This window comes from Brevibacillus sp. DP1.3A, assembly GCF_013284245.2.
Classification (GTDB): domain Bacteria; phylum Bacillota; class Bacilli; order Brevibacillales; family Brevibacillaceae; genus Brevibacillus.
The window spans coordinates 4279673-4292991 of sequence record NZ_CP085876.1 but is presented as its reverse complement, the minus strand read 5'-3'; the positions used below and the strand labels follow the sequence as shown (position 1 = coordinate 4292991).

12 protein-coding genes are annotated in these 13319 nt (G+C 44.8%); 4 read left to right on the top strand and 8 right to left on the bottom strand.

The window, feature by feature from the left end:
- Positions 1 to 47: 47 nt before the first annotated feature.
- Entirely contained in the window at positions 48 to 599 is a 552-nt protein-coding gene (locus HP399_RS19625) for a helix-turn-helix domain-containing protein (RefSeq protein ID WP_173620305.1), read from the bottom strand.
- A 170-nt stretch (positions 600 to 769) separates the two neighbouring features.
- Here HP399_RS19625 and HP399_RS19620 point away from each other — a divergent pair, with 170 nt between their 5' ends.
- Together HP399_RS19620 and HP399_RS19615 are read left to right on the top strand one after the other, a co-directional pair.
- A complete protein-coding gene (locus tag HP399_RS19620; RefSeq protein WP_173620304.1) occupies positions 770 to 1918 on the top strand; it encodes an MFS transporter in 1149 nt (382 codons plus the stop codon).
- A gap of 200 nt (positions 1919 to 2118) precedes the next feature.
- Positions 2119 to 3102 (top strand): ABC transporter substrate-binding protein, encoded by a 984-nt coding sequence (locus HP399_RS19615; RefSeq protein ID WP_173620303.1) that lies wholly within the window; start codon positions 2119 to 2121, stop codon positions 3100 to 3102.
- Between the two features lie 53 nt (positions 3103 to 3155).
- Here the strand turns inward: HP399_RS19615 and HP399_RS19610 are convergent, their stop codons facing one another.
- From HP399_RS19610 to HP399_RS19595, 4 genes are read right to left on the bottom strand one after another with little or no spacing between them, the layout of a single operon-like run.
- Positions 3156 to 3950, bottom strand: coding sequence for a DUF817 domain-containing protein (locus tag HP399_RS19610; RefSeq protein ID WP_173620302.1), 795 nt, complete (start codon positions 3948 to 3950; stop codon positions 3156 to 3158).
- 38 nt (positions 3951 to 3988) lie between these two features.
- Entirely contained in the window at positions 3989 to 4792 is an 804-nt protein-coding gene (locus tag HP399_RS19605) for an alpha/beta hydrolase (RefSeq protein ID WP_173620301.1), read from the bottom strand.
- A complete protein-coding gene (locus HP399_RS19600; protein WP_173620300.1) occupies positions 4789 to 5790 on the bottom strand; it encodes an ABC transporter substrate-binding protein in 1002 nt (333 codons plus the stop codon). Before HP399_RS19600 ends, HP399_RS19605 begins: the two co-directional genes overlap by 4 nt.
- Positions 5791 to 5836: 46 nt before the next feature.
- Complete coding sequence (locus tag HP399_RS19595) at positions 5837 to 7027, bottom strand: helix-turn-helix domain-containing protein (RefSeq protein WP_173620299.1); 1191 nt, start codon at positions 7025 to 7027, stop codon at positions 5837 to 5839.
- Between the two features lie 832 nt (positions 7028 to 7859).
- On the opposite strand from HP399_RS19595, the gene HP399_RS19590 reads away from it, so the two are divergent.
- On the top strand, positions 7860 to 10043 hold the full coding sequence (locus HP399_RS19590) for a KAP family P-loop NTPase fold protein (protein ID WP_173620298.1): 2184 nt from the start codon (positions 7860 to 7862) through the stop codon (positions 10041 to 10043).
- 614 nt (positions 10044 to 10657) lie between these two features.
- Here the strand turns inward: HP399_RS19590 and HP399_RS19585 are convergent.
- On the bottom strand, positions 10658 to 11485 hold the full coding sequence (locus tag HP399_RS19585; protein WP_173620297.1) for a sulfurtransferase: 828 nt from the start codon (positions 11483 to 11485) through the stop codon (positions 10658 to 10660).
- A 120-nt stretch (positions 11486 to 11605) separates the two neighbouring features.
- On the opposite strand from HP399_RS19585, the gene HP399_RS19580 reads away from it, so the two are divergent.
- Positions 11606 to 12205: a DUF502 domain-containing protein gene (locus HP399_RS19580; protein ID WP_173620296.1), complete on the top strand. Its 600-nt coding sequence runs from the start codon at positions 11606 to 11608 to the stop codon at positions 12203 to 12205.
- A gap of 233 nt (positions 12206 to 12438) precedes the next feature.
- Here the strand turns inward: HP399_RS19580 and HP399_RS19575 are convergent, their stop codons facing one another.
- Positions 12439 to 12681, bottom strand: coding sequence for a hypothetical protein (locus HP399_RS19575; protein ID WP_007724492.1), 243 nt, complete (start codon positions 12679 to 12681; stop codon positions 12439 to 12441).
- A 65-nt stretch (positions 12682 to 12746) separates the two neighbouring features.
- A complete protein-coding gene (locus HP399_RS19570) occupies positions 12747 to 13190 on the bottom strand; it encodes a DUF2621 domain-containing protein (protein WP_173620295.1) in 444 nt (147 codons plus the stop codon).
- Positions 13191 to 13319: the final 129 nt, after the last annotated feature.

Here is a 13319-nt window from a genome sequence, read left to right as displayed (position 1 = left end):
AAATCACCCTTTTATATTGGTAGATAATGCGGAAAGGACACGTTGCGTTAGGCTCTAAAAATGACAGGCGTCAAAACGGACAGAATCTCGGCTTCTTCAACAGTGGAAGGATTGTACCACGTATGAAGGAGAGAGGAAGGGAAGTGGATCGTGTCTCCTTGCTTGAGATGGTATTCCGTTTCGTCGACGATGATGGTGACACATCCTTTTACGACGTAGTAAAACTCTTCACCGGGATGCTGAAAGGCGACATGCTTCGTCTGTCCGGGTGGCAACACATTGAGGAGGGGCTCAAGCGCCCTGTCAGGGAAATTCCCACCGATTCGAACGTACTTCACAGGTGAACCTTCAATCTGCAATGTTTTACGCTTTTCAATGGGTGTGTGGTATATGACATCATTTTCTACTTCAAAGAAATACGTAATGGAGACACCCAGGCATTCCGCAATTTTTTGCAGAGAAGTAATCGCGAGTGAACTGTTACCACGCTCTACTTGTGATAAGAAACTGACAGAGAATCCTGATTTCTCACTTAAGTCCTTTAAAGTAAGCTCCTGCTGTATACGAAGCGCTCGTATTTTTTTGTAAACGTGCTCCAAAAAGTCACCTCCTAATCAAAAACAATTATGGTAATACAGTAAATATTACGGCAATACAAAAATAATTGCTATATTTATTCTGAATCTTCCCCCTCCTTTTCTTATCCTACTTGTACCATTCCCTTCATATACTGGGACAAAGACAGGCCGTTAGAGAGGAAGGGAATGCTTTGAGGGCTCTCCTGTTAGTGGTTTTGTTTCTTGTTGCCTTTGACATGCACGCGCAGACGCCTCTTCTTGCGCCGTATTTAAACGTATTGGGTGTATCCGCTGCGATGATCGGCTTCGTGCTCGGCGGTTATGCGATCAGTAATTTGACAGGCAACCTGCTCGCTGGCCCTTTTCTCGATCGCTATCCGAAAAAATGGTTTATCGCAGGTGGATTGATTTTGGCTGGGGTGATGCTGATTGGCCAAGGCATCGTGCAAAATACCGCTGGTTTCTTTACCTTTCGACTGATGCTCGGGTTTTTGATGGCGTTTGTATCTCCTGCTTGTTCTGCCTTGCTCGGAGAAACAGGGAAGACGGCACTTGAGCAGGGCGAAATCATGGGTAAAAAGGGATTGGTCCTTACCTCGGCAGGTATCGTATCCCCGGCAGTCGGTAGCTTTTTGGCAGTGCAGTTCGGCTATGGTCAATCATTCGTGATTCTTGGCTACATGATGATCATTGCTGGCGTTTTCGCTTGGATGATGCTGCCGGCTAGAGTAGAGGGAAGCACGCCGTCCACGCCACGAATCAAAGGTGGAGGCAAGCAGAGCCTTACCGCCATCCTGGAAAATCGAATGCTGTACCCTGCGTTTCTTGGGGGATTTGCGATCATTTACGCTCAAGGAACGATCATCTACGAAGTGCCCTTGCTCATCCAAAAACAAGGGCTGTCCCCGGCCGTTACTGGCATATTGTTCAGCTTGAAAGGGTTGGGGGCACTTGCAATTCTGTGCCAGTTTTGGCTGCATCGCGTCCCCGTTGAGACGAGAACGTTTGCTGGTTTGGGCGTACTTAGTCTTCTTCTGTATGCCCTGGCAATCGGGCTGGCAATTCCGATTCATGTGATGATGTTTTTCTTCGGTGCGTGCTTTGGGATGCTATTTCCGGCTTTTGCGACCATTTTGACGGTACATTCACCCCGAGAGCAATATGGTAGCGTGTTTAGTATTTACTCAGCGGTATTGTCGATCGGAGCGGTATTGAGCCCAGTATTGGCAGGCTTGCTGGGGAATTGGCACCATTCCTACTTCATTGCGTTTTTTGTAACAGCTGGCGTGTGTCTGATCGGGGGACTGCATCGATTCTTGTTAAGCGGGGTTCCGCGTTAAAGCTGCAAGACGGATAGACGAAGGACTTTCTGCTTAGAAAGCAGGAGGTCTTTTTTCGTTTCCATAAACAAAAAGTTGAGCATCGTGCCATAATCCGCTATAATACCCATTGTGATTTTGATAATTATTCTCAACGTAAATGTAGTCGAGTTGGCAATTGTCGCTGCTTGATGGCATGACGCAGATGGAGGAACACACCAATGAAGAAAACAGCCAAACTTTTGATAGCCAGTGTCGTATTGGCAAGCCTAGTTACAATCGTGAGTGCTTGCTCTGGCCAGCCGAATACTGCGAATCCAGGGACACAAACTGGCGATAGTCAAACGGCGACACCATCAGCTGAAGCTCCACGGGTATTGAAGGATGCGATGGGAAATGAAGTAACAGTCCCAGCCCAACCGCAGCGCGTGATTGCTTCTTATTTGGAGGATCATTTAGTCGCATTGGGAGTGAAGCCGGTTGCCCAATGGTCAGTAGGGAACAGCGAGGTACAAGGCTACCTGCAAAAGGAGCTGGCGGGTATTCCAGCGATTCCTTATGATCTGCCACCAGAAGTCGTGATGAGCCATAGTCCTGACCTGATTATTTTGGATAGCGCGACCTTGATCCAAGGCGACAAGTATAGTCAGTACGAAAAAATTGCGCCAACCTATACAATCGGAAAAGAAAAGAACAGCGATTGGCGTAAAGAGCTCCTGACAGTAGGGGAAGTTCTCAACAAGGGAGAAGAAGCGAAGAAAGTGCTGGCAGATTATGAGACATTTGCAGCCGAGTCCAAACAAAAGTTGCAGCAAGCGATTGGGGAAAAATCAGCGGCAGCACTGTGGATGACGGGGAAAAATGTGTACGTAGCACGTCAGGACTTGTCTAGCGGTGATGTGCTCTACAAGGACCTCGGGTTTAAGGCTCCTACCATCGTTCAGGAAATCTCCAAGTCAGGAGAAGCAAACTGGAACGCGATTTCCATGGAGAAATTGGCTGAACTCGATGCCGAGTACTTGTTTATCGTAAACAGTAATCCAACTGCTGTGGAACAGCTGCAAAAGGATCCAGTATGGGCGAATATTCCTGCTGTGAAGAATGGAAATGCCTATACATTTGCGAAAGATTCCAGCTGGCTGTACACAGGTGTCATTGCCAACCGCCAAATGATCGAGAATGTACTCGGCAACGTAATGAAATAAGAGAGAAAGCCTATCCACCCTTTGACGTTTCGTAGGAAGAGTGGATAGGCTTTTTATATGTGTTTCTTGCTATCATGGGACTGGGATCTTCTGGATTTTACGTGTTTCAATTCCGCCACGATAATAAAGCTCACGATAACAAGTAAAAACCACGAGCTGATTTTACTGAGATGCACGAGCTCCCAGCCTGCTTTTTGATTCGGATAATTCCAAGCGCCGAGGAACGTCGCTATATTTTCCGCAATCCAAATGAAAAAACCGATCAAAAAGTAACCAAGAGGGATGGGCATGAAAAATCGCTCGTTCGCGACGCTAAAATAAACACGTGTTTTCCAGAAGACAATGAAAATAGCTGCCATCAGCACCCAACGCAAATCCCAAATATAATGGTGGGTGAAAAAGTTCAAATAGATCATTGCGCCCAAAATTGTGGCGATAATCTGATTCGGCCAGCCAGAGAGAGTGACCTCAAGTCGGCGCCACGCTTGACATAAGTAGCTCGCGACACTGGCGTACATGAACCCACTGTAAAGAGGAACGCCAAACACCTTGCTGTACGCATCCTCAGGATAGCTCCAAGATCCCATATGCACCTTGAATATTTCCAAGCACAGCCCGATCACGTGAAAGACCGTGATGACCTTCAATTCGTCCCGAGACTCCAAGCCACTTTTCACCATGAAGATTTGGAAGAGTAGGCAGAGCAAAAGCAGGAGGTCATACCTCGGCAAACCAGGAATGGTGACGAACTTGGATAAGGCGAGCGAAGCAAAAATAAAGACTGGAAACAAGCAAGACATGGCTTCTTGATAGCCGAAATGAAGCAATAAACGAATATATCGTATCATTTGTCTGTCCTTTACGTTCTGAAAGTAGTTTCAGAGGGCTAATCCGTAAGCACAAACCGCACAAGTCTATTAATCGCGGAAGGCAGCACGCTTACGTGGCCCTCATCTTCGAATTTGATGTAGCTCACTTGAACACCTTTGGTAGCGAGTGGTTCCATGCGCTCGACGACCCGTTGTGCACCCTCGACCATGAAGGAGAGCTCATCACCGCCAACAATGACAAGAAGCTTTAGTTCGTGATCCCCTTTCCATTGGGCGATGAAGCGCTCTTGCTCCCTCAATACCTCGTCGTTGCCCCACCAGACGGAAGGGCTGCCTGATACGACGTGAGAAAAGAGCTTCGGACGCGAGAACATCGTATACAGTGTGAAATGTCCACCCAAGGAGTGGCCGAAAATCGCCTGTTTGTTCGGATTTACTTGCCACTCGGAAGAAATAGCTGGCATCAGCTGTTGTTCAAGGAAATCGAGGAACCGATCAACTCCACCATGCTCTGGCCAAGGCTGCCCATTTGGTCGGTCAGGAAGCGTAGCTGCGTCCACAGGCATGGTCAGATCGTAACAACGACGGTCCATGTCAAATGGCAGACGTGATGGATAGCCGATTCCTACAACAATGGCTGAGTTGAAGCCCTTGGGCTTACGGGTTTGCACCTTCACTGTCTCGGCAATCGTTCCAAACATCGCATCGCCATCAACGGCATAAATAACCGCATACCCTTCAGGAGGGGCCTCAGCTTCTGGTATCGCAATCATAATCCGATAGTCACGACCTTGGCTTGATTGCAGTGTCCACTCTACACAATTACGAGGGGAGTAGCCATTTTTCTCTATGATTCTCATTTTGCAATCAATCCTTTCACATCGTCAATGACTTTCATATGTGCGATCAGGCCGCCACTTAACCAGTGATCTCCCTCTACTTTAAACGTACGACCGTTCTTCACAGCCTCCATGCTTTTCCAAACAGGACTCTCAGTCAAATCCTTCTCGAATGCATCCCCCGTACCAGCGTCATTGATGAGGAAAATATAGTCCGCATCCAAATCAGGTAAGCTCTCTAGTGATAAATTAATGTCACCGCCGGATACAACTTGGCTCGGCAAAAAGCCTATCTCATTGGTAAGTACGTATCCACTGAAGAAATCGTACTTGATGAAGAACATCCCTCTGCCATTGAAGCGAATAATCGCTGCTTTTTTGCCTTGGATATGAGAGGCCAGCACCTTTTTGGCTGAATCGACATGCTCCTTATATTTCTGCAAAGCTTCTTCAGCTTCCGCCGACTTGCCCAACAGATCGCCAACCACGCGTACGGAAGATTCAAGATCAGCATTTGCTTGCTTGAACACATACGTCGGAGCAATCATCTTATATTTATCGTACACGCCGCTTTCGATATGGTTGGCATTGTGCAAGAGGATGAGATCTGGCTCATGGGCCATAACCGCTTCCGGCTCTGGAGGCAACCCACCTGCGAAGGTAATGGACGGCACATCTTTTAGCTTATCTTGCAAATACATTTTTGGTCTTGAGCCAGTTGACCACTGCACGACCGGAGCAACGCCTAGTGCGACCAAAGTATCTTCCAGATTGGGAGCGAATATTTTGGTAGGTGCGGCAGGCAATGTCACCTCGTTACCCATTTCATCTTTTAGTATTCGCGGGTAGGCAGGTTGGTCAGAAGAGCTCTTTGCCGATCCTTCGGCACTCCCAGTCGCGGACGAATCGACCTTCTGCGTCACAGACTCATTGCTTGCATTGTTCCCGCAGCCTGCTGCAAGTCCAGCAACGAGCATCGTCGTGGTCAGCATTAGCGCAAGGCTAGTTTTCTTTGTCATACTAGTGGAATCCCCTCTCGATGATAATGTTTCTCACTGGAAAACATTATAATTCACGCGAGAAAGGGGCTCCATGGACAACACCTTGAATTGCATTTGGACTTTTCCCCGTTACCATCAGCACCATTTCATCCAGCATTCGGTTCATGGCAACCGGTGAATACTCGTACCACGGATTAGAAGGCAAGGAGTAGAGGTATCCATTTTGTACAGCGCGAAGTTCTCTCCAAAGTGAATGATGCTGCAGCGTCAGCCAGCTTAGACGTGTCGACTCATCCAGACAAACGAACAACAGGATTCGCTCTGGGTCTAAGCTCGCAAGCTGCTCGAGCGTGATGGGCTGATTGCAAGGTTTCATTTCCTTTTCCACAAGAGAAAGCTGCAAATCATCGTACAGAAGCTCCTTCATTCCTTTGTTGTTGTAGAGATGGATGCCATCCCGATAAAGTCGAATGATCGCAAATTTATCTTGCTTGAGCACGGACTGCAGGTCTGCGCGAACGGCAGCAGCCTTCGCTTCATAAAAAGCGATCCAGGAGTCACAAGCAGTTTCTTTGCCCGTGTAGTTGGCCACTTCACGTAATTGCTCTCTCCAGCCAGAAGATTGGAGGGTCAAGACGTCTATGCCATGTGCGGATAAGCGTAGCCTAGTAGTTTCGGGAAGTTCTATGTGGCTAATGACAACGTCCGGTTTGGCAGCCAGAAGCATCATTTCCTGATCGTCATCGTTCCATGGTGTTTCGACCGCTTTTAGATGAACCGCAATTCGTTGCTGAAACTGCTGATAGTAATAGGGGGTCCACTTCGCATCCAAAGGAGCAGCGACTGGTAAAATTCCTAATACCATTAGATGACCCAGCAGGGAAGGGGAGAAGACGGCAACTTTGGGCTCGGAAGCTCTTTCATACGCGGATGGGGACACTCCCACTTCCTTTTTAAACTTCCGACTAAAGTAAAACTCATCGCTATACCCGATTGTTTTCGCAATATCCCGCAGCTTCATATCCGTCTCGCGTAACAATCGTTTGGCGTGATTAATACGCAGACTCGTTACATAGTCCATGACACTTTGTCCGTAAGCCTTTTTGAACGAATCGCCAAAATAGCTCGGACTTAAGTTCGCCATCGCTGCCAAAGTAGTTACGTTTAACGGACGATCGAAGTTACAGATCATATAGGCACGAACCTCGTGGAGTGACATATGACGTCTAGGCTCGTATTCTTCATTTTGCTTCATGAATCCATCCACCTTTTCAGGCAAGTGCAAAACTTTGTGATAATGATAATTATTATCTATGAATAATAACGAAAATGATAGAGGAAGAAAAAATAAGGCGACCGATCCCTAGTTAATAGGGTAGTGACCGCCGCTTAATTAGAAATTACTCTTCGTCCGTAGCGAACGGATTCTCTTGACACGATCTCCAGTCACTCCAGCCTTCTCGAATACAGAGTGATTGCTAGCGAGTTAGAAAAAAACATGGATATGAAGGCAGCTAAGGAACTAATTACTAGTTCAACATTATCTTCAAACAAAGCAAACTTACTGAAGTTAGCTAAAAGACTAGATGTTGATCTTGATAAAGACGTTTCTTTAGATGCCGTTACTTAATTGATTGTCGAATCTGTTGTAGGTTCAAAAATAAGGTCATTGTCCATAATAAAGAAAATTTAGTATCTTACACTCAACTTGTGGTCCACTACATATGAGTCGCCAAATTTTGGCGGCTTTTTACATCCATATTGAGAGGAGCGATTTATATAAGAAGTCAGATCAACTACGTGAACGAATGACTTTGCTGTGGCTCCAGTCGACATTACAATATTTATAAAGAATCAAACTTATGCCCTGCAAAAATTGAACGCTACAGAAATTACAACTTGTTTCGAGGGTATAAAAAAGCTAAAACGATTGAATTATTGACAGCAATTTCTTTTTGCTGAAAAAAGGGAGTACGGGAGACTATTAAACCGTCAGACCAAATGTTAATAGTTACCATAAGTATCCCCTATGTTTTATTATATTTATAGGCATTGATCCAAATATGATGAAAAGGTGGTAAAAAAGTATGGCTGAGCCAGTAGATGCTTATTCATCTGATGCACCGATTAAACATCCAGATAGTGATGTATTTAAAAGATGGCCATTTGCTCAACGGGTTGCTCAAGTCATAGCAACAAGAAGGGATAGAAGCAGTATCGTAATTGGTATCAATGGTGCGTGGGGGGAGGGAAAGACATCTGTATTAAATTTTATACAACACGAATTAAGCCAGCATCCGCATGTTGTTTGTATTAAATTTAACCCTTGGAGATTTGGAGACGAAGAACAATTGCTGAAAGGATTCTTCTTTGATTTGGCAAGCAGCATTGATAGATCATTGTCAACATCCGTTGAAAAAGTCGGCGATCTGATAAAGCGCTTTGGAAAGCCATTTGCCTCGCTGACTGGACATGGAGAAGCTGTAGAGAATTTAGGTAATATGTTGAGTTCTGCTGATCTAGAGAATTTTCGAGAGAGAATTGAAAAGATTTTGGATGAGCAAGAACAGCGAGTAGTAATTCTTGTTGACGATATTGACAGGCTAGAAAAAAGTGAAATCCATGCAATATTCCGTTTGGTAAAACTTACTGCAGACTTTAAGAATACGGCTTATGTTCTAGCATTTGATCATGAGATGGTGGCAGCGGCACTGCAAGACCGTTATGGCTCTGGACAACAAAATGCTGGAAAAGCATTCTTGGAGAAAATAATACAAGTTCCCTTACAATTACCAGCAGTTGATAAGGTTTCATTACGTAAATACTGTTTTTCTGGCGTTGACGAAGCGTTATCACAAGCTGGTATTGTTTTAAAGGAAGATGAGGTTCAGTTATTTGTACGAAATTTTACATATGGGTTAGAGGCAAGATTGAGCACTCCAAGACAGGCAAAACTATACGGTAATATACTTACATTTTCTCTCCCGATACTGAAAGGTGAGGTCAATAACGTAGATATAATGCTAATTGAAGGTGTGAGAGTGTTTTATCCAAAGTTGTATGATGTTATTCGCCGAAACACTTCTCTCTTTTTAAGTGTGAGTAGGGATTACGGGTACGGACATAGAAACGAAGAACAGAAAGAAAAAGTTAAGCAACTTATCTCGAGTTCTTTGGTTGGTTTTTCTAACGATGATGTGAATTCAGTGCAAGAATTACTTTCATATTTATTTCCTCGATTACAGTCTATATATAGTAATACTCATTACGGTTCAGAGTGGGAAAATTCGTGGGCAGCGGAAAAAAGAATATGCTCAAAGTCTTATGCAACTCGGTATTTTTCTTATACTGTTCCCCATGATGATATTTCCGACCAGCAACTGGAGGAGTTTATTAGTAAAATAAATAAGATGAGTATAGATGAAGTTACACTCGGTATTGCTCAAATAGTCAATCACAGAAATGCAGAAGCAGTAATATCCAAGTTACGTCAACAAGCCTCGGACATCCCAGTGGAAACTTCAATAAAGTTAGCGCATGCTCTGGTTGTTTCCGCTCAACTATATCCCAATCCAGAAGCATTGTTTAGTTTTTCAACACCTTTTTCACGCTCCGCGATGCTAGTCGGTGATCTCGTTTCCAATATTGATAAAAAAGATGCTCGTCTATCTTTGGCTATCGAACTTGTTCTTTCTGCAGAACCCCTTACATTTGGTTTAGAATGCCTAAGGTGGTTTATCCGAGAAAAGGAAGATAGTCCAAATCCACGAGGTTTTACTTCAGAAGACCTAGACGTGATTGGAAAAAGACTTGCAAGGCGAATTGGTGATTACAAAGGCGGGCCTGCTACGTTAATAAATGAATTCCATTCTAAAGTTACTCCTCTTTTCAATATATGGAGGACGTATGGAGATGAAGGAGAGGTTAACACTAAGTTTCTTATCTGGTTTGAAGAGAATCTGGAAAACGTAACTAAATTCTTATTATGTTATGTGCCAACTGCTTGGGAGATGGAAAGTGGATTGTCCCACAAGGCTGATTTTGAAATTAATCAATATCAAGCAGTATCACAGGTAATTGATCCAGAGATAATTATTGCTTCACTTAAAAGAATATACAACGACTTGCTATTCGTTGAGCAGTATCCCAGATTTACCGATACTCCTTTAGAACTTAAAACAGCACAGCAGTTTGTGTGGCTCCATAAAAATTCTCAACAAATGAGTGAAAATACAGAGGAGGAAGAATTTTTAATTGAAGAAGATAATTAATTAAAGCCTCGATTGAAAAAAGTCAGAAGAGATTAACTCTTGTCCCCTTAATCCCCTCCGTCACCGGAGCGGACCCGAACACTCTCAAAAATTGTGATAATAACTGGCAAAGTATACTCCAGTTGACTACCACTTGCTGTTACAGCGGTAGCAGTCAACTGGAGTCGTAGCTAAGACGCGGAGAAACAAGTTTTTGACATGCTGTCACCCGAAGCAACATGTACGAACCTAAAAAAAGACATAGTGACAACAGGTAGTCTGGAGATGGGATTAGATTGGTAACAAAGTGACAAAAGTGAACCATGGAGAAGGAGCGAATGGAACTATCACCACAATGACAGCAAGTGGCTGTGAAATGAAGATTAAGAAAAGATATAGATCTATCTTCTTAAAAGCTAAGTACTCGTCCTTGTCCTTACAGGGAAGGAGGATGATTTATGCCTTTGATCTTCGATTTTCAACAACCACCTGTCCCGACTGCCATATTGTAATTGGCTCTGTTTTCATGTAATTGCATCCTCCAACTCCTATTTGTAAGCTGTTTAAAGAAAAGGCTCAAAGGGGGCGAAAGAGCAACCTATCACACCCCTGTATCCAAAGCGATATCTCCTCGCTTACTCTTCGCCGGTAGCTACTGGATTATCTGGATACGAGCTCCAGTCACTCCAGCTGCCCAGATACAATTTCACATCTGATCGACCAGCAGCATGGAAAGCGAGCAAATTGGAGCAAGCCGTCACGCCTGAGCCGCAATAGACAATCAATTCTTTATCAGCGTAAGGGGCGAGACGCTTTTGCAGCTCGTCTGCCGGAAGCATCGTCTGATCACCAGCGAGGTTGTCCTTATAAAAGAAATTATGCGCCCCGGGAATGTGACCTGCTTTTGCGTCGATTGGTTCGTTCTCGCCGCGGTAGCGTTCTGGCGCACGAGAATCGAGCAATACAGTGTGCTCGCTGCGTTTTTTGACACCTTCTATGTCAACCAGCATGTCGTGGCGGACATGAGGGACGAACTCTCGAGCTTGTACAGTAGGTACTTCTGCTGTAATCTCATAGCCAGCCTTTTTCCAAGCAGCGTATCCGCCATCGAGTACAGCTACCTGATCGTGACCAAGGTATCGCAGTAGCCACCATAGACGTCCTGCCATCGCCATTTCCTGATCATCGTAGGCGATGACAGTCGTGGTGGCATCGATTCCCGCATTTGAAAAATGGGCAGCCAGCAGATCCGTGTCTGGTAGAGGATGACGCCCACCATGCTCGCTTTTGGAGCCAGAAAGGTCACGGTTCAGATGAAAGTAGAGGGCTCCCGGAATATGGTCCTTCGTGTATTCCTCTGCACCTGCTTCAGAAGCACTTAAAGCAAAACGACAATCGACGATCACCAAATTTTCATCGTTCAGATGATCCTTGAGCCATTGAGGTGTGACAAGTGCTTGCATGAATCTCCCTACTTTCGCTTTTTTTTCTTCATCATAGCAGATGGCAATCCAATCAGGTACAATAATTACGGTAAGGTAGTTAGGAGAGAGGAGAAGAGAGGAGAAGAGAGGAGAAGAGAGATGAAGCGTTTCATTCGCTATTTTTTAGAGGGGCTATTGTTTGTCATTCCTTTGGCAGTGACGATTTATATTTTGTACTGGATTTTCACGACTGTGGATAATTGGTTCTACCTGCTGGTCCACAAGTGGTTTAATCTCCAAATTCCAGGACTAGGCTTCCTCTTGACCATACTCGGCATCACGATTGTAGGTTTCCTTGCATCTAATGTGCTGACACGCGGACTACTTTCGCTCGTGTCCACTGTTTTCGAGAAAGTGCCGTTTATCAAACTCATTTATACATCCATCAAGGATTTGATCGGAGCGTTTGTAGGGGAGAAGAAGAGCTTCGACAAGCCGGTGCTCGTGACGCTATCCAAGGATGGAAATGCGAAGGCAATGGGGTTTATTACAAAGGAAAGCCTCGATTCTTTCGGTCTGACAGACCATGTAGCGGTCTATCTGCCCCAGTCGTACAATTTTGCAGGAAATCTCCTGTTGTTCCCGAGCGATCAGGTACAGCTGCTTGATACGGAAAGCTCAGAAGTCATGGCATTCCTGGTATCAGGTGGAGTATCCGGAGGGCCGCAAAACGTAAACAAAAAAAGCAGCGATGCGTAAATAATACAAACCTCCAGCGCCACGAGTCTTGTGGTTTTGGAGGTTTGTTGCTTGTTTTTTGGGAACTTCTTTAGTGTTCTCTCCATTCAATCCTGTAGTTACTATAGCGATCGTTGTCAGAGGTGGTATTCATATATACTTTGAACCACACCACTGTAACTTGCACCAACTACGACTTTTCCACATAAAAAAGACACTCAAACGAGTTTGAGTGCCTTCTCATTTTCATTTCGTTAGCTGCTAAAAAATCCACTATGGCTGGAATATTTGCGACGATAGTGACGATGACCGTATGTTCGATGCCCCATCTTCCAAAAAGGGCGATATCGGTAATCACTGCTGCTGTACTTGTGATAGCCACGTCCGGTCATTTTCCACAAGAACCGGGCGCCTTTCTTAAAGAGGACCGCCACAATGACAATCGCAACGATCAATATAACGAAACCGATCCCCAAAATCGTGAGTAGGACTGACATCCACATCGTCTCCTTACCAAAAAGGTCTTACCCTTTTTTACGGATGACTCCACAGGAAGTTTCAATTATCCTTCGGCATTCAAATATTTTTCATAGGGAGTGTAGTCGATTTCTTTGGATTGCAGGTGGGCAATGAGCCATTTGTGGTCACGCTTGGGGGTTGCTACGATGTACCCCTTTACAATCAAATCTGTTGTAATGGTGGTTGCTTTCTCTTCCAGCGCGATCTGGCCGATTTTCGCTGCAATAGAACGTCTCGCAACATCACGAAACAACTGTGGCACAGGATCAACTAATTCATTGAGCAAGGTCAGACCCTCATCTGTCCAGAGTGAACGTGTCTGATCAATGTAATGATCTTGCCAATCCAAGTCGGATTTTCCGTCTTGCTTGGGCATGGACTTGAGAAATTTGCGGAACATGAAATACCCGCCAATGGCCATAAGACTTACGAGAACGATGGTCCAACCAACGATAAACAGGGAAAACCCTGTAGACATTTCACTCATACCTTGTACACCTCATTACGAATATCCATTCACTAGTAAAAATTGTACCTTATTTTGGTTCGAGCAACAAACTTTTTGTGCATTTTCCTATCCTTGGGGTTTGCTCTTCCCAAGAACACATACAATTTA

Coding starts and splice junctions, on each gene's coding strand:
- HP399_RS19580 (WP_173620296.1), top strand. CDS start 11,606: ATGAAGCGTTTCATTCGCTATTTTTTAGAGGGGCTATTGTTTGTCATT.
- HP399_RS19615 (WP_173620303.1), top strand. CDS start 2,119: ATGAAGAAAACAGCCAAACTTTTGATAGCCAGTGTCGTATTGGCAAGC.
- HP399_RS19600 (WP_173620300.1), bottom strand. CDS start 5,790: ATGACAAAGAAAACTAGCCTTGCGCTAATGCTGACCACGACGATGCTC.
- HP399_RS19575 (WP_007724492.1), bottom strand. CDS start 12,681: ATGTCAGTCCTACTCACGATTTTGGGGATCGGTTTCGTTATATTGATC.
- HP399_RS19610 (WP_173620302.1), bottom strand. CDS start 3,950: ATGATACGATATATTCGTTTATTGCTTCATTTCGGCTATCAAGAAGCC.
- HP399_RS19605 (WP_173620301.1), bottom strand. CDS start 4,792: ATGAGAATCATAGAGAAAAATGGCTACTCCCCTCGTAATTGTGTAGAG.
- HP399_RS19590 (WP_173620298.1), top strand. CDS start 7,860: ATGGCTGAGCCAGTAGATGCTTATTCATCTGATGCACCGATTAAACAT.
- HP399_RS19570 (WP_173620295.1), bottom strand. CDS start 13,190: ATGAGTGAAATGTCTACAGGGTTTTCCCTGTTTATCGTTGGTTGGACC.
- HP399_RS19585 (WP_173620297.1), bottom strand. CDS start 11,485: ATGCAAGCACTTGTCACACCTCAATGGCTCAAGGATCATCTGAACGAT.
- HP399_RS19595 (WP_173620299.1), bottom strand. CDS start 7,027: ATGAAGCAAAATGAAGAATACGAGCCTAGACGTCATATGTCACTCCAC.